We start from the raw sequence: 17,626 nt of genomic DNA, 5'->3' as shown, positions 1-17,626 counted from the left end.
AATTTTGTATCGAAAACCTTTTTTACAATGACTTCTCGATACGATTTCTTTTGATTTCGACTGCGCTCAGTATGACAGTCTCAATCTGACAGAAATCACTCGAAGTGATATTAGCGTTAAATTTTTCTATCCTGCATTTCAACGTTTATTTCTATACTTCGTATTGATTATATCTAAAATCGAAGCGGTCTTTTATCTCTTATCTAAATGTCTCTATCAGTATCAAATTGTTCAAAATAGTCTGCAACGCGTCGCACAAAACTGCCTCCCAAAAAACCATCAACCACACGATGGTCAAAGGATAAGGACAAATACATCATACTTCTTATGGCAATTTCATCTCCATTCTCAGTTTCAATCACTTCTGGTCGTTTTTTAATAATTCCTAAAGCGAGAATGGCAACTTCGGGCTGGTTAATAATTGGGGTGCCCATAACACTCCCAAAAGTACCAACATTAGAAATGGTAAACGTGCTTCCCTTAATATCATCGGCTTGTAAACTATTTTCTCGTGCTTTTGTGCTTAAGGCATTGACATCTACCGCTAAGCTTACTAAATCCTTTTGATCTGCATTTTTAACCACAGGCACAATTAAGTTACCACTGGGTAGCGCAGTGGCCATACCTATATTGATATTTTCTTTTATAATGACATTTTTACCATCGACAGAAGCATTGATATTCGGAAAATCCTTTACTGCTTTTGCTACCGCTTCTACAAACAATGGTGTAAAGGTTAAACGTTCGCCATATTTTTCCTGGAATGCCTTTTTATTGGCATTTCTCCATTGTACCATATTGGTTAAATCGGCCTCAACATAAGCTGTAACATGCGGAGAGGTATGCTTAGAATACACCATATGGTCTGCAATCATCTGACGCATTCGGTCCATCTCTACAATTTTACCTTTACCTTTATCAAAGGTTAATTGCGGAATACGATATGCCGTTGGATCTTGCACAACAGGTTGTGCAAACTTGTACGGCCTTCCTTCCTCTATATAGTTGAATACATCACTTTTTCTCAAGCGACCTTCTTTTCCTGTAGCCGGAATTCTAGCTAATTCCTCAAAGCTAATATGATGTTTTTTTGCTATAGAAATGATTAAAGGTGAGAAAAATGTATTAGAGTTTGAAAGGGTAAAGCTTTCCGAATTTACAATTGATTGCTGAGCGGGTTTTGATCTTTTAGCAACCTTCTTTTTTTCAACTACAACATTTTTGGGTTGTTTATTAGAATCCCTAGATTTAGGTTTTGAAACTGCTTTTCCATCGGCTTTAATGATGGCAATAGTTTCTCCAATTTTAATGACATCGTTAGGTTGGTATAAAATCTCTTCAACGACACCTGTGACATTCGAAGGCACTTCAGAATCGACTTTATCAGTAGCTACTTCCAATAACATCTCATCTTCTTCTATAGTATCACCGACATTTTTAAACCATGTTATTATCGCAGCTTCGGTAATACTTTCACCTAACTTGGGCATTTTAAATTCGAAATTTCCCAATTCTATCTAATTAAAATTACAAGAAACAAAGATAGGAAATATGGTATTTTTCAGATGTTAATAACTTCTAAATTCAATTAAATAAGAAATATTTTCTTCTATTTATCATTATATAAGATTTTTATTCTTTTTATATTTACACCAAACGGAATTTAAAATATAATTTTCTTATGGCTCACATTCTTGATAAGATCGACACACAAATTCTAGCCATTCTTCAAAAAGACAGCAACCAAACTACAAAGCGTATTGCTGAAGAATTAGGCATGACGACATCGCCTGTTTTTGAACGTATAAAAAAACTTGAAAGAGAAGGTTACATCAAAAAATATGTTGCCATCTTGGACAACAAAAAAATTGGATTAAAGCTCACCGTATTTATTGGTATTACATTACAAGGTCATACAAGGAGTTATCTTGAAAAGTTTGTGACTGAGATCAACAACTTTCCTGAAATCGTGGAATGTCATCGTGTTAGTGGAAATTTTGATTATTTACTCAAACTTGTTGTTGAGGATATTGAAGCTTACGAACATTTTATTATTTCGAAGTTAACGCTTTTGCCATACTTAGGAAATGTACAAAGTTTAATTACACTTTCAACAGGAAAAGAAACTAACGAGATTGATTTGAGTCGAATTTAGTAATGAACTTAAGTGTTGTAATCTAAAAGTAATATAGACTTTAAAAATCTGGACAAAACATAAAATTTTCACCAGGTATTGGCGGGAGGAGACGCTTAAGTATGTTTCGCTCGTGATGAAGAATATAATCGTCCTTAAATCTCAATTTTCCTTTTTTACTAAAAGGGAAAACTATAAATCCATTGGACATGGTGTCGAAATGACTCGTATCGAATATAAATTTATCTACAGTTTCAATAAATTCTTTTGAATATTCTAAACCGTCAATATTGTAAGAATCTAAATTATAACTGAATGAAAAATCACTTTCATATACAGTATTTGAAGATAATTTATCCGAAAAATTCAAATCAAAAGATTTAATATCGTGAGTTGAAAAATCGCTAAAAAAAGTAATCGTATTCTGTGCACTGAGCAAATACCCTAAAAACAAAAATATAATAGAAACTTTCATAAGCCCAGTGTTTATATCAAAGTTAAGAAAAATCATATTCATCTACTGTTTGAAAAAAGTTAAAAGTCACTTATTCTCAAAAGTATCTCGTAAGGTCTTATATGTATTTTTTTGCAGTTTTCTGTCCGAAGGAACTTCTCTTAATGACTCAACTTCTCTTAAGGTTTCTTGACACTCTTTTGGTAATTGCTGATATAATTTGGTGCCTTTGGTTTTCCATGCAATCATCTCATCAGAAACTTCTTTAATGATCTTTGCAGGGTTACCAACCACTAAACTTCTATCTGGAATTTTAGTCTCCGCTTTTACAAATGCCATAGCCCCAACAATACATTCATCACCAATTTCGGCATCATCCATAATAACGGCATTCATACCAATTAAACAGTTTCTGCCCAAATTGGCACCGTGAATAATTGCTCCGTGGCCAACATGAGCACTTTCTTTTAATATAATGGATTTTCCGGGAAACATATGGACTGTACAATTCTCTTGTACATTAACACCATCTTCTAGTATGATTTGTCCCCAATCACCACGAATGGCTGCTCCTGGGCCTATGTAACAATTTTTACCAATAATAACATTACCGGTTACAGCAGCTAGTGGATGCACAAAACTACTTTCGTGTACTACTGGTATATATCCTTGAAATTTGTAGATCATATAGCTCCTTTTAATTTCCCCAAAGAGAAAAAACTGTTGACTTAATTTTATTTTTACGTCATTGCGTGGACGAAGGAAGTGGCAATCTGATTCATAGGATTCCTTCACTTTTATTTCGACTACGCTCAATGTGAGAGTTCGAAATGACGTTTATTTAAATCGCTTCAAAGTTTCTTTTGTAAAATCACTTAAAACCAATCGACCACTAATGGCTGCGCGTTCTGCTAGGAGTGTGTCCCAATCTTCAGTGCCTCTCCAAAACATTTGTTTCATTTCTTTCATGGCTTCGGTATTGTAATTGCAAAGGTGTTCTGCAAAAGCTTTTACGGCATCATCCAATTCTTCTGTCGATTCAAAAACCTGAGAAAACAAGCCCTTTTCTTTTGCCCATTCCGCTGGATAAAAACTATTGGCATCAATAGCAATTTGAGACATCCCACTCAATCCTAATTTCCGTTCAACTGCCGGGCCAACCACAAAAGGGCCAATTCCAACATTTAACTCGCTTAATTTTATTGCGGCAAACTTTGTCGCCATACAGTAATCCGTTGCAGATGCCAAACCAACGCCTCCACCAACTGTTTTACCCTGAACACGACCAATAATAAACTTAGGGCATTTGCGCATAGCATTGATCACATTGGCAAATCCTGAAAAGAATATTTTCCCTGTCTCTTCATCGTTAATATTAATGAGTTCTTTGAAGCTTGCTCCTGCACAAAAGGTTCGGTCTCCTCCACTTTTGAGTACAACCACTTTAATAGCATCATTTTGTCCTGCTTCAGTAATTGTCCGTGCTAATTTCGCCAATATATTTCCTGGCAATGAGTTATGAGCTGGATGAAAAAATTCAATCCATCCAACTTCGTTTTCTATAGTCTGTTTAACGTAGGCTTCAGTCATAAATTCTATAAATTTTTCGACTACAAATCTACGAATTTCTTTAGTGTAATTTTTCTATTATACTTTCTGCGGTTTCCTTATCGAATAAAATATTGATGAGTTGACTTGAAGTAGTTACAATCTCTATAAATGTCCATTTAGCTTGTGGTTGATCATAAATTCCGAGAAGTTTTTTAGGCCCTTCAATAATCAAAGTATTGCTCTCTTTTTTGATATTTGAAGTTGGGTACTGCTTGCCAAATTGCACTAGTTTTTCATCAAGGTAATCTTCAAAATCATCATTGGTTTGTTGATCTTTTTGAAAGAATTTTACCTCAATCTTACTTGTATAATCAACAAGAGCAAAATTCAAACTATCTACTTTAAAAAAACGTAAATCTTGGTTATACTTAAAGTCAGAAAAATACATTTTAAGATGTTCGCCATCATAGGATTGCTTTAAAGCCTGAAGCATTTTGTCTCGCGGTTGCAAATCGAATAATTTTGGATATGTAGCGTCTAAAATCTTATCCCATTTGCGCTGTTCGGCAAAGCTGAAAAAGGCTTTTATTTGCTGATGAAATTCTTCTTTATGTTTTACTAAAGCATCATTGTGAAAGTCCGTTGCATCGATAGGATTTAATCGGGTAACAACTTCAACTGTTTCGTCTGGTTTGGGAATAAGTAGCCATAAATCGTATCGGCTGGCAGCACGGCAAGTAACACCTCGGGAAGCTTCTGCATACGAAATATTGAGATAGAGCGTTTTGGATTCTTCAAAATATTCGGTAACATAGTTTAACGCTGGAGGTCGATGGCAATAACCACTATTAATGATATTTCCTACTAAAACGTACTTTTCAAAGTCAATAGGCTCCAAATTCTTTAAACAATGCTTCCTACTGGCATCTTGTCGTACAGCGTTTTCAAATTCAGCTTGTGTGGCAATGGTTTTACCATTATCCTTAGAGAAAAAGGGCCAAAGACAACCATTGTGTTCATACTCTAAAACTCCATCAGTAATGGTTTGCGCATCAACTGAACTTAGTGCCATTAGCAAAAAAAGTGATCGTATATATCGTTTCATTTTGGCCTAATTTTTAGATTTATACGGCACGGTCTTTATTTTCACTTCTCCGTGTTTTTTCTCGTAAGATTTTATGGTATCCATAGATTGTGAACGAAAGTAAGCGCGTTGTTCTGGTGATAGCTCAGATAAGACGTTTACCAATTGATTGCTATTAACATTCATAACCATTTGGTAGGCCGTTTCTTTATCATAGTCATATACCTGATTGATGATTCTTGCCTGTTCTTTAGCAGCTTCTTTATCTGTTTTGCCCTGAGCTTTTAACTGAGCATACCGGTCTTGTAGCAGTTGATTTAAGCAGTTTAAATTGTTATTACAACCGTAAGTATCTACATTATTTTTCGCTATTGAGGTACTGGGCGATGTTGGTGCGGCCTGCGAAGATGGTTTTGTTTTGGCAGGTGTTTTTGAAGTTGAACTTTCTGGATATCGGGCAATGAGTTCTGCCAAACCTTCTGCCGTCGTATATATATTGCCTTGAAGTTTCTTACTATTGGCCAACACTTTATCAAATTCCGCTTTGCTAATTGCTTTTGCAGGGTGAAACGTATTAACTGGTGTTTTGGTTAAATCATATTCAAAATACAATCCGTTATATTCCATAAACGATTTCGTACCTCCAAAAATTGATATATAATTCTTGATATCAAGTAATTTACCATTGCCAATGGGAGAGCAATCAATATGGCCCAATTTGTCTTTATACAAATAGTAATGTGCCTTATCTTTAGAACAAGGCATAAGTTCTAGCTTGCAAGTGATTTGTTTACAGTCAGTTGCAAAGAGGTATAATTTATTTGTTTTTGTGTTGTAATAAGAATTTTTATTCTCATCAATGCTTTGTTTTACAATGTGTCCCTCACTAAAATTCTGAAACTGTCCATCAGTAAAGATGTATTTGATATCATCTATGCCAAAGACAAAATCTTCATAGTTTTTAGAAATTACCTTTGCTGGGTAGAATTTTAAATCTCCTTCTTTTACAAGCTTGTAATTGGTAAGCTCCACCAATGCGCCATTGGTTTTATCAAAATAATAGCGGTGATTGGTACTTTTATTACTGAAGTATAACCAATCGTTCTTTGTTAAATAATTGCCCGACGGGTCTCTTATCCAAAAGCGTTTTTTGGCTGCATCATATTTATAAGCATATTGGTTCGGGAATTCTGGGTATTTGGTGCCGTTTATATAACTTTCAATAAAATCAACATCTCCTGATATTAAGTTGTCCGTGTATGTGATTTTTCGTTCTTGATATAATCTAACATTTCCTGTGTCCTTATTATAGGTAATGGCAGAAACCCAGTTGCCACGCAAATCGTATTTGTAAAATGTTTCAGTAATGAACTTTTTTCCTGAGCTATATGTGGTTTCAATGTAAACCTGATCGCCTTTGGTATTGTAATAGGTTATGGTATTCTCGTTTAGTAATTTATCGTTCCGCTTTGTTACACTGGTCTCTACTACTATAGGTTCATTTAACCACGTCCCTTTTTTATGGGTGTTGACAATCTGCGATTCATATTTAATACTTCCACTTCCATCTTTATTATAAGTGGTGTAGGTTTCTTCTTTTATTAGATCTAAACCCGAAAATACTGTAAATACTCTAGTGGAAATGCTTGGTGTAAAGTCCTCCTCCAATCGTGTCATTTGTCCATTTTGGTTTTTGCTGAACGTTTTCGTTAGCTTGTTGGTATTACTGTTGTACTCTTGTGCCTCATTGCCTATATGTTTTATGTAATATTTGGAATGCAATTTCCCACCCACTTCAATAAGGCGTTCTATGCGTTTCCCATTTTCATATTTGTAGGAATGGGTTTCATTGTAGAGCCTAATCCTTTTAGATTGTAAAAGATTGTTCTTAAACGTGTAGTCTATGACACCATTTTGTAATAACCTTTCTAGTTTATCTGTGAAATACTTGCGCCAAGACACTTTGGTTACATCGCCTTTTAAGTTCATTTCTTTGGCATTGCCAGACTTGAGGTTGAAGAATGGTTCGTATGCTGTTTGTGATTGCCCAATGAAGCAAGTAAGCAGGAAAAAAATAAAAGCTTGTGGTTTCATAACGTCTTGTATTTTATGATATAGAAAAAGAAGTTGCTCATAGCGTAAGCTTCATTTAATTCTATATTAATGAACAACCAATTTAACTTAGATCGAGGTGTGTAACCATACGATGAATTGCGTATTTATTGGAATGATTTTGTAGACTGTTTAAGGTAGTAGAGATCTTATTAAAATAGATTTAACGCCCTTTGCCAACGAATACATCCAACGCGTCAAAACTCATCTAATAATGTCCTTAACCCGTCGTCCCACATAAAGTTAGATAGTCCCCATTTATTATCACTTCCACGGTAAAAATCAAATTGAAAACGGAGTGCATACCTTTCGTGGCGCAAGACATAAATGTATCTTATAAAAACCCCTTCTATTTCTTTGGCTTTTACAAAGAGAAAGTCTATTGGCTGACCAAAACGTTTTGTAATGATGGGTTCCTGTTCAATGGTTTGACTCTTTAACTTCTCTATATCTTCTGAATTTAATATTGCGATAGGCTTGAGTCTGTCATAAGCGACGTTTATGTTCTTCATGACAAAATTCTGCATTACGGCATCACATATCTGTTTTGCTTCTTCTGTAGTATCCAAAAATGTCTTTTGGGCTAAAAGTATAGATGGCATACAAAGCAGGAGTACTATCAGTATTTTTTTCATTATTAAAACATTTAAGGATTAAGCCGTTGAAGGACAAAAAATATACTGGTACTAAACTACTTAGCAATAAAACAAAAGTCAATACGATAAACATCGTATTTTCAGAAATGTATGTAATTGATATCTAAAACTAAAAACTTAGATTAATCCGAATTGTTCAAAATGGTGATTTAAATGTTTACGTTCCATTAAATACCATTCGTATCTATTTAATTCGCCAAACACCATGTTTTTTAATATGGCACCAGGATTTTCTTCAAAGTACCGCAAATATTTTTCTCGCTGCGATTTAAAATTCTCAACAGCAGTTTCAAAATCGGCATATTTTAAGTCATCTAAAGTATCTTTTTCTAATAGGGGGAATTGAGTGTTTCTTGGAAACTTTTTATAATTCCATAGACTGTTCTTAACCTTTTCTAAAATCTTTTCTGGTGTAGATATTTCGAAATCCTGTATCTCTCCTGCAGCAATCTTATAAGTGTATTCCAAATGCTCTATCATGTGCTGTGGCGTCATGATTCCCCATTTTGGCTTCGCATTTTCGGAGAGTTTTGCTAAACATTCGTCAATCTTTTCATTAGTCATTTCAACAAAGGCTTCCTGCTTTTTCTGAACCATGGTTAAAACGGTCGCTATAGCTACCAATTCATCTTCAGCGTCAAATATCTCCGCAAACCATTTTACAATACCACTAGGATGTTCGGCTGATGCCACATCTCTATCAATTTTTTGCTTACAGGTTAATCGCACATAAATGGTATCGTTATGATAGAGAGGTCTTAAAAAACGACATTCTTCTAATCCGTAATTAGCAGAAACTGGTCCTTTGTTTGGATAGACAAACAGTCCTGCCGCTGCCGAGATAATGAAATAGCCATGGGCGGTACGTTTCTCGAAAATACTACCATCCAAAGAAGTAATATCTGTATGTGCGTAGAAGTGATCCCAAGTGATATTAGCAAAGCTTATGATATCAGAATCTGTAATGGTTCGTTTGTGGGTTTTCATGGACATTCCTGGCTGGATGTCTTCCCAATGGTATTTAAACGGATGCTGCTCTGTTTCTTTGTATTTGGCTTTTTGCTGATATATACCTGTAATTTCAGTAATAGTTGTTGGCGAACCTTGAATCGCGGTACGTTGCAAGTAATGTTTTATACCTCTTAAGCCACCCATTTCTTCCCCACCTCCTGCGCGTCCTGGTCCACCATGAACTAAATACGGTAATGGCGACCCATGACCGGTACTTTCTTTAGCCATTTCGCGATTGATGACCAAAATACGACCATGATGACTCGCCGCATTAACCACATAGTCGGTTGCAATGTTATCATCAAAGGTTGCAATAGACGATACCAATGAGCCTTTACCCATCTGTGCTAATTGCACAGCCTCGTCTAACGTTTTGTAAGGCATGATAGTACTCACAGGCCCAAAAGCTTCGCGTTCATGAACGATTGTATTCTTAAATGGATAATCGGCACGTAATAAAATCGGACTAATGAATGCCCCTTTTTTAGCATCAGCACCAATAGTTTCTATCTTATCTAAGTTGCCATAAACGATTTGAGCTTCTTTTGCCAAATCATTGACCGAATCTTTTACAGCTTGTACTTGTTGATGACTCACTAAAGATCCCATACGCACTTCTTTAAGTCTTGGATCGCCAATAGTGACTTTATCTAAAGCTTTGCCAAGAGCTATTTGAACATCCTCTACCAAATTTTCTGGCACAATAATACGACGTATAGCCGTACATTTTTGTCCAGCCTTGACCGTCATTTCTTTTCGTACTTCTTTGATGAACAAATCGAATTCTGGTGTTCCTGGCACTGCATCTTCACCTAAAACTGAAGCATTTAGCGAATCAGCTTCCATAGTAAACGGCACAGATTCTTCAATTAATCTGGGATGTGCTTTTAGTAATCTTCCTGTCGCTGCAGATCCGGTAAAGGTTACCACATCTTGGGATTCCACTGTATCCAAAATTGTCTTTATGGTTCCATTTATAATTTGAAGTGCACCTTCAGGAAGAATTCCAGAATCAATAATAGTTCTGGCAACAGCTTCAGCTAAATACGATGACGATGGTGCTGGTAAGACCACAGCCGGCATACCTGCCATCCAATTTACTGCACATTTCTCTAGCATGCCCCAAACTGGAAAGTTAAACGCATTGACATGTACTGCAACTCCCTTTTTAGGTACCATAATATGATGCGCCATAAATCGTCCTCCTCTTGACAAATCTATTGGATCACCTTCTACATGAAAGGGTTGATTGGGAAACAATTTTCTTAAAGAAGCATTTGCAAACAAATTTCCAAATCCTCCTTCAATATCTATCCAGCTATCAACTTTGGTGGCACCTGTTCGGTAACTTAATTCATAAAATGTATCTTTTCTTTTCGTAAGGTAAAGTGCTAATTTTTTAAGCATATTACCACGCTCTTGAAAGGTCATTTTGCGAAGTACTTCTCCACCTTTTGTCCTGCCATAATTTAATATTTCTGGAATATCCAATCCTTCAATGGCGACACTTGTAAAGGCTTCGCCTGTAACGGCATCTAAAATTGGCGTACCTTCTTCTTTACCTGTTGTCCAGTTTCCCAGAACATAGTGTTCAATTTTCTTCATGTTTTTTTGTTTTTATGTTCATTTTGTCTTGAAACAAAACGAACCAAAAATTCAAGTTGAAATAAAGAGCTTTTTAATTCTGTATTTCAACATTTATTTCAATGCTTCGCATTGATTATATAACAAGCGAAGCGGACTATTATTTGTTGGTTCACCCTACTCTTTCTATAATTGCTGCATACCCTTGCCCAACGCCTACGCACATAGTAATTAATGCATATCGTTTTTGTTGTTCATGCAGCTCTAAAGCTGCAGAATAGGCTATTCTTGTTCCTGTAACACCTAATGGATGACCAATGGCTATTGAGCCTCCGTTAGGATTTAATCGTGGGTCATCATCTGCTAATCCCCATGCTCTTGTACAGGCTAATGCTTGTGCGGCAAATGCTTCATTTAATTCAATAATGCCTATATCATCCATGGTTAAACCTGCTTTTTCAAGTGCTTTATTAGATGCTTGTACTGGTCCAATCCCCATAATACGCGGCTCAACCCCAACCACTGCTGAACTTACAATTCTAGCCATAGGTTTTAGATCAAACTTTTTTACAGCGTGCTCTGAAGCAATTATGGTTGCTGCTGCACCATCATTTAATCCTGATGCATTTCCTGCTGTAACACTTCCACCTTCTTTTTTAAATGCTGTCCTCAATTTTCCCAATACTTCAAGAGATGTATTTGGTTTTATAAATTCATCTTTTGAAAATTGAATTGGATCCTTTTTACGTTGCGGAATTTCAACCGTAACGATCTCCTTGGCTAATCGTCCATTTTCTTGAGCTCTGGCTGCTTTCATCTGGCTCCAATACGCAAACTTATCTTGGTCTTCTCGAGAAATATTGTATTTCTCCACTAAGTTTTCTGCAGTCATTCCCATACCATCGGTACCATACATGTCTTGCATTTTCGGATTGATAAACCGCCATCCGAAACTGGAATCATACATCTTCGAATCATTGCCAAAGGCACTTGACGGTTTAGCGATAACGTAAGGTCCACGTGTCATATTTTCTACACCTCCAGAAATAAAAATATCGCCATCGCCTGCTTTAATAGCACGATTGGCATGGATAATAGCAGATAGCCCCGAACTACACAATCTATTAACTGTTTCTCCAGGTACTGAAAATGGTAATCCTGCTAGTAGTGATGCCATTCTCGCGACATTACGGTTATCTTCTCCGGCTTGATTGGCACAGCCCATGATGACATCGTCATAGGCTTCTTTTGGGATATTTGGATTTCGTTTCACAACTTCTGAAATTACCAATGCGCCCAAATCGTCCGTACGAACCGCAGATAAAATACCTTTATAATTTCCTATTGGTGTACGCACACCATCTATAATATATGCTTCCATATTGATTTAAGATTGTTGATTGTTGATAACTGATTGTTGAATCTAAATTCTCTAATCAGTAATCTTTAATCGTTAATCATTTTTCCATTCTTTTTGTGTTCTATAGACCACACCTTTAAAAAGCGCGACCAATTCTTCTCCCCGCTTTACCTCTACTACATTAAACCCTAACTTGTTATTTACCTTTTCAATGACTGATTCGGCAACCAAATAGTCGCCTTCTTCCAATGCTTCGATATGATTGATACTCGTTTCAATAGAAACCGCATATTTGCCATGCGTATTTGCTGCAAAACCAAAAGCTGTATCTGCTAACGCATAACTTACACCTCCATGCGCATAGTTCATACTATTAAGCATCTCTTTTCTAATGGTCATCCCTAATTTACATCGGCCAATCTCACATTCTAAAATTTCAATACCTAACCATTGACTAAAGGCGTCAAGACTTAACATTTTGTATGGAATTTGTTTTCCTTTCATATTTTACATTGTCATTGCGAGAATTCCGATTGCTATCGGAAGACGAAGCAATCTGTTTTCCAGATTCCCGCGCTACGCTCGGAATGACATCAGCTAAAAAATACTTTATTCTCCCTGCCCATCTTTCTTAAAAGTGGACTACAACGGTATCTATCTTCGTGATATTCATCGTAAAGCTCATCCATCTTAGCAACACACCAATCAATGCCTTTCTCATCTGCCCAGGCCAGTAGACCTTTTGGGTAATTGACACCTTTGGTCATGGCGTTGTCAATATCTTCTGCTGATGCTATATTTAAAAACAACGCATCGGCCGCTTCATTAATTAGCATCACCAACACGCGATCAAAAATTTGTTGTGCTAGCTCTTCGTTGTGAGATTTCTCACTTTTGTTCGAAATGACAATTCTTCCGTTTTCATCATAATCGTAATACCCTCTTCCAGATTTACGTCCTAAATAACCTGCCTCTGTGAAACGTTTCTGTGTAAATGCTGGCTTATATCTTGGATCGAAATAAAACGCTGTAAAAACCGTTTCAGTTACCGTATAGTTTACATCATTACCTATAAAGTCCATCAACTCAAACGGCCCCATCCTGAACCCTCCTAAGGTTTTTAAACTCCAATCAATTGTTGCAAAATCGGCTATCCCTTCTTCATAAATTCTTAGTGATTCGCCATAAAACGGTCTAGCCACTCGGTTCACAATAAAACCTGGTGTATCTTTTGCCACAGCCACAACTTTTTTCCAATCGGAAATGGTTTTTACTGAAGTCTCCAAAACTTCCTTTGATGTTTGAATTGCTGGAATTACCTCAACCAATTTCATTAAAGGTGCTGGATTGAAAAAATGAATCCCGATGCAGCGCTCTGGTTTTTTTAAGGATGAAGCGATAGAGGCAATGGATAAACTTGATGTATTTGAAGCAATGACACATTCTTCTGAAACATAAGTCTCTAATTCTGCAAATACCTTTTGTTTAATATCGAGATTCTCAACTATGGCTTCTATGGTTAAATTAGAATCACTTAAATCCTTTAAACTATCAACATAGGATATATTGGATTGGATTCTCTGTTTTTCGGATGCGTCTATTCGTCCTTTTTCAATAAGACGATTCAATATCCTTTCTAAAGCCGTTTGAGCTTTTTCCAAAGCGGCTTGATTGGTATCGTATAATTTCACCTTACAACCTGCGGTAGCAGCGACTTGTGCAATGCCACTTCCCATGGTTCCTGAACCTATAATTCCCACATTGAGGACTTTAGATTGCTGATTGCCGATTATTGATTGTTGATTTTCGCTCATACTCAACAAATAAGTATTATTTAAGTTTATTCGATGCTGTTTTTATACTCGAAACGAATATAGAAATTAGCTCATCGTTTTCCTTCAATAATTCTTCTAATTTATTTAAATCTGAAATTGTTTGCGAACCTTTTTGAATTTTTAAATTAATATATGATTCTCTTAATTCTTTCAAACAAATTTTCATCTTATGAAGAAAGTCTCTTGTGGATTCTCCACTTCTTGCTTCACCATAATTTAAAGCTGAAGACATTGCGGAACGTATTAATTGCTTTGCTAAATGCTCTGAAGCAAAAGATTTATCTATTGTTTTAGTCAATAAAATAATATCAATTGAAAACTGAACCAATCTCTCTTCTAATTCATTAGCTTTCACGTGTAGTATTTTTTTTAAAATCAAAATTCATAAATCCACATTCTACAATCGCTAATCAAAATGGTAAATTCTTGACATCTACATTTCCGCCAGATAAAATTATTCCGACATTTTTGTTTTTGAATTCTTCTTTGTTTTTCAACACTGCGGCAAATGGCACTGCACATGAGGGTTCTATAATAATCTTCATACGTTCCCAAATAATTTGCATAGCATCTACAATTTCATCTTCCTCGACACGAATAATCTTCTCAACATGTTTTTTTATAATCGGAAAATTGCGATCGCCTAGATGTGTCCTGAGACCATCAGCAACGGTATGAAAACTATCATTGGTTTCTATTTTCCCTGAAATTAGAGAGCGATATGCATCATCTACTTCCATGGGTTCTCCTCCAATGACTTTACATTTGGTTGAAAAATAGTTTGCCGCCAAAGCAGTACCTGCAATAAGTCCACCACCTCCAACAGGTGCTAAAATTACATCTAATTCTGGATATTCTTCTAACAATTCAATAGCGGCTGTACCATTGCCATAAATTACCTCATCTTGATTAGAAGGATGCAAAAAAGAAGCTCCCTTCTCTTCTTTTATTTTGTTAGCTGCTGCTTCCCTAGCTTGTGGTGTGGATTCGCACTCAATAATTTCACCTTCATAAGTTTTAACGGCATCCTTTTTTACTTGTGGAGCATTCTCTGGCATTACGATATAGGCTTTTACTCCTAATTTTTTTGCTGCAAGTGATACGGCTTGAGCAAAGTTTCCAGATGAATGTGTTACTACTCCTCGTTGTCGCTCTTCTTCCGATAAAGACAATATCGCATTAGACGCACCTCTCATTTTAAAAGCTCCCATTTTTTGAAAATTCTCACATTTAAAAACAACTTCTGTTCCCAACATTTCATTGATTAAGCTAGAACTTAATACAGGTGTTTTATGAATAAATGGTTTTATTCTGTTATGGGTTTCTATAAGGGTTTGCTTGTTCATTTGAAATTGCAGATTTTTAATTACTTATTTATGAAACTCCAAATTCATAAATCTTAATTCGCTAATCTTAAATCATTTTCCTTTGAAAATTGGCTTTCGCTTTTCTATAAATGCAGCTACTCCCTCTTTATAATCCTCACTTTGGGCTGCTTCTATTTGGTATTTAGATTCCATATCTAATTGCTCTTCTAAAGTATTTGTCATGGATTTATTAAACAGTTCCTTAATCATACCTAAAGCTTTAGTTGGCATATTAGCTAGCTTCAATGCAAGTCTTTCAATCTCATCATTGAAACTTTCTAAGGGAACTACCTTATAAATCATTCCGATGCGTTCTGCTTCTTCAGCCGACACTTTATCTCCTAGCATTGCTAGTGCTTGTGCCTTTTGAAAGCCTATTAACCGTGGCAAAAAGAAGGTTCCTGCACTATCTGGCACTAAACCAATTAAACTAAACGCCTGAATAAAACTGACCTTTTCGTGCGCAACTACAATATCGCAGGCTAATGCTATGTTAGCTCCAGCACCAGCCGCAACACCATTGACTGCCGCGATTACAGGTTTCTTAATTGATCTTATTCTTTTGATAATTGGGTTATAGTGTTCTTCTAATATTTTTTTGAAACCAGGATTTAATTCTGGTGTAGTCACTTCTTTTAAATCTTGACCTGCACAAAATGCTTTTCCGTTACCAGTAAGTACGATCGCTCGAACATCGTCATTAGTTTCACAGTCATCAAAAACGGACTGAAGGCTTAATGCCATTTTGCGATTGAAACTATTAAATACTTCTGGTCTATTGAGCGTTATATACGCTATTTTGTTTTCTATTTTTAATTCTATTGAATTGCTCATGTATCGTTTTTTCTTTCTATTCATTTTTGTCTTGACACAAAAACGAATCAAAAAAGTCAAGTTGAAATGAGGAATTTTTCAATCTTTATTCTCAGATTAAAAACCAAAAACAAAATCTAAATTTCTTCCAAGGTTTCAGAAATTTTTAACGATTTGATTTTCATATTCTGCATTTCAACATTTATCTCAATGCTTCGCATTGATTATATTTAAAAGCGAAGTGGTCTATTCGCTATTTTCTATTCCTTATCATTTATTTGAGACATTTAAAATAGTCGAAAGGCTCTTGGCAATCATCGCATTGAAATTGCGCTTTGCATGCTGTAGATCCAAACTGGCTTACTAATCTTGTATTTGTTGAACCACAATTGGTACACTTTACTAATCGTTTACCATCAAGCAAAACCGCTTTATCGGCTTCCGCCTCCAATGGTGCAGCAATTCCATAATCTTCAAGAGCTTTTCGTCCACGCGGTGTAATCCAATCTGTCGTCCAAGCAGGATGTAAAATTAAATCTATTTCTGATTTGTAACCTGCTTCTTTTAATGCTTTTTTAATATCATCACCAATGACATCCATAGCCGGACAACCACTGTAGGTTGGCGTAATCTCTACTTTAACTAAGTCATCTGCAATTACCGCAGAACGTACAACTCCCATATCCATTATTGATAATACGGGAATCTCAGGGTCTGATACTTTTTCCAGGATTGGAATCAATACATCATCAATATGTTGGTCTGTTGCTGTCATAGTTTCAATAGTTAGATGCTGAAACAACACTTCGACTACGCTCAGCATTGCGGTTCAGCATAACAAATCATGAATTTGTTACCACTCCATATTTGGATAGGTGCGTTGCATATATTGCAATTCTGCAAGTATATAACCTAGATGTTCTGTATGCACTCCGTGCTTTCCCCCTTTTTGAAAATATTTAGATTCTGGCACCTCTATAGTCGCTTCTTCTAATACTTCTTTGACATAGGCATAATAACCTTCTTTCAATGTAGTCACATCTACGCCTATGCCCTCAGCAACCATAGCTTTATCAGCTTCCATTTGATGGAATAACTCATCGGTATACATCCACAAATCGTTAATGGCCTCTTGCATTTTTTCACGACTTTCATCTGTTCCATCACCTAAACGTCTTACCCAGTCTGATGAAAAACGTTCGTGATAGCTTACCTCTTTTACACATTTATTCGCAATCGCAGACAAAGTTAAATCTGGACTTTTCTGTAACTCTCTTAAAAATGCTAAGTGGTACGCATCAAACAAAAACTGCCTGACTATGATATATGCAAAATTAGTATTTGGTTGTTCTACCAATAACACATTTTTATATTCGTGCTCCTTTCGAAGCATGGATATATCATCTTCAGATCGCCCATCGCCTGCTATTTTTCCAGCATACTGAAAATAACTTCGAACCTGACCAAAAAGATCCAAAGAAATATTAGTACAAGCAATATCGGTTTCTAAATTCGGTCCATGACCACAGAGTTCTCCTAAACGTTGACCTAGAATTAAGCTATTGTCTGCTATTCCGAGGATATAGTTATACAAATTTTCGTTTTTCATGTTTAAACTTTTTTGATAAGATCCTGAAACAACACTTCGACTGTGCTCGGTGTGAC

Annotated in this window: 17 protein-coding genes; 1 reads left to right on the top strand and 16 read right to left on the bottom strand. The window is 36.0% G+C overall.

The annotated features are described in order from the left end of the window. Window positions 1-203: 203 nt before the first annotated feature. Window positions 204-1,490 (bottom strand): dihydrolipoamide acetyltransferase family protein, encoded by a 1,287-nt coding sequence (locus Q0972_RS13750; RefSeq protein ID WP_299366493.1) that lies wholly within the window; start codon window positions 1,488-1,490, stop codon window positions 204-206. A 191-nt stretch (window positions 1,491-1,681) separates the two neighbouring features. Between Q0972_RS13750 and Q0972_RS13745 the strand changes: the two genes are divergently transcribed. Further along, entirely contained in the window at window positions 1,682-2,155 is a 474-nt protein-coding gene (locus Q0972_RS13745) for an Lrp/AsnC family transcriptional regulator (RefSeq protein ID WP_299366491.1), read from the top strand. A 40-nt stretch (window positions 2,156-2,195) separates the two neighbouring features. On the opposite strand, the gene Q0972_RS13740 is transcribed toward Q0972_RS13745, so the two are convergent. The 15 genes from Q0972_RS13740 to paaC all read right to left on the bottom strand — a co-directional run bounded on the left by Q0972_RS13740 (window position 2,196) and on the right by paaC (window position 17,570). Beyond that, window positions 2,196-2,609: a hypothetical protein gene (locus Q0972_RS13740; protein WP_299366489.1), complete on the bottom strand. Its 414-nt coding sequence runs from the start codon at window positions 2,607-2,609 to the stop codon at window positions 2,196-2,198. Between the two features lie 66 nt (window positions 2,610-2,675). Further along, the gene (locus Q0972_RS13735; protein WP_299366487.1) at window positions 2,676-3,275 is read right to left on the bottom strand and encodes a transferase hexapeptide repeat family protein; all 600 of its coding nucleotides are present in this window, start codon (window positions 3,273-3,275) and stop codon (window positions 2,676-2,678) included. Between the two features lie 150 nt (window positions 3,276-3,425). After that, window positions 3,426-4,178, bottom strand: a complete 753-nt coding sequence (locus Q0972_RS13730) for an enoyl-CoA hydratase/isomerase family protein (RefSeq protein WP_299366485.1) — start codon at window positions 4,176-4,178, stop codon at window positions 3,426-3,428. 40 nt (window positions 4,179-4,218) lie between these two features. Further along, complete coding sequence (locus Q0972_RS13725) at window positions 4,219-5,244, bottom strand: hypothetical protein (protein ID WP_299366483.1); 1,026 nt, start codon at window positions 5,242-5,244, stop codon at window positions 4,219-4,221. A gap of 6 nt (window positions 5,245-5,250) precedes the next feature. Then, complete coding sequence (locus Q0972_RS13720) at window positions 5,251-7,317, bottom strand: hypothetical protein (RefSeq protein ID WP_299366481.1); 2,067 nt, start codon at window positions 7,315-7,317, stop codon at window positions 5,251-5,253. 215 nt (window positions 7,318-7,532) lie between these two features. Continuing rightward, window positions 7,533-7,970, bottom strand: a complete 438-nt coding sequence (locus Q0972_RS13715; RefSeq protein WP_299366480.1) for a hypothetical protein — start codon at window positions 7,968-7,970, stop codon at window positions 7,533-7,535. A gap of 138 nt (window positions 7,971-8,108) precedes the next feature. After that, window positions 8,109-10,607, bottom strand: a complete 2,499-nt coding sequence (gene paaZ, locus Q0972_RS13710; RefSeq protein WP_299366479.1) for a phenylacetic acid degradation bifunctional protein PaaZ — start codon at window positions 10,605-10,607, stop codon at window positions 8,109-8,111. 151 nt (window positions 10,608-10,758) lie between these two features. Next, window positions 10,759-11,967, bottom strand: a complete 1,209-nt coding sequence (locus Q0972_RS13705; RefSeq protein ID WP_299366478.1) for an acetyl-CoA C-acyltransferase — start codon at window positions 11,965-11,967, stop codon at window positions 10,759-10,761. Between the two features lie 72 nt (window positions 11,968-12,039). Further along, entirely contained in the window at window positions 12,040-12,450 is a 411-nt protein-coding gene (locus Q0972_RS13700; protein ID WP_299366476.1) for a PaaI family thioesterase, read from the bottom strand. An 89-nt stretch (window positions 12,451-12,539) separates the two neighbouring features. After that, the gene (locus tag Q0972_RS13695; protein ID WP_299366473.1) at window positions 12,540-13,760 is read right to left on the bottom strand and encodes a 3-hydroxyacyl-CoA dehydrogenase NAD-binding domain-containing protein; all 1,221 of its coding nucleotides are present in this window, start codon (window positions 13,758-13,760) and stop codon (window positions 12,540-12,542) included. Window positions 13,761-13,776: 16 nt separating this feature from the next. Then, entirely contained in the window at window positions 13,777-14,136 is a 360-nt protein-coding gene (locus Q0972_RS13690; protein ID WP_299366471.1) for a four helix bundle protein, read from the bottom strand. A 55-nt stretch (window positions 14,137-14,191) separates the two neighbouring features. Further along, complete coding sequence (locus tag Q0972_RS13685) at window positions 14,192-15,127, bottom strand: pyridoxal-phosphate dependent enzyme (protein WP_299366469.1); 936 nt, start codon at window positions 15,125-15,127, stop codon at window positions 14,192-14,194. A 72-nt stretch (window positions 15,128-15,199) separates the two neighbouring features. Then, entirely contained in the window at window positions 15,200-15,982 is a 783-nt protein-coding gene (locus Q0972_RS13680; RefSeq protein WP_299366579.1) for an enoyl-CoA hydratase-related protein, read from the bottom strand. Window positions 15,983-16,235: 253 nt separating this feature from the next. Continuing rightward, on the bottom strand, window positions 16,236-16,736 hold the full coding sequence (gene paaD, locus Q0972_RS13675; RefSeq protein WP_299366467.1) for a 1,2-phenylacetyl-CoA epoxidase subunit PaaD: 501 nt from the start codon (window positions 16,734-16,736) through the stop codon (window positions 16,236-16,238). A 78-nt stretch (window positions 16,737-16,814) separates the two neighbouring features. Further along, window positions 16,815-17,570: a 1,2-phenylacetyl-CoA epoxidase subunit PaaC gene (gene paaC / locus Q0972_RS13670; RefSeq protein WP_299366465.1), complete on the bottom strand. Its 756-nt coding sequence runs from the start codon at window positions 17,568-17,570 to the stop codon at window positions 16,815-16,817. Between the last annotated feature and the right edge of the window lie 56 nt (window positions 17,571-17,626).

The organism is Winogradskyella sp., from assembly GCF_028282165.1.
Lineage (GTDB): Bacteria > Bacteroidota > Bacteroidia > Flavobacteriales > Flavobacteriaceae > Winogradskyella.
This window is presented reverse-complemented; position numbering and strand designations above follow the sequence as displayed.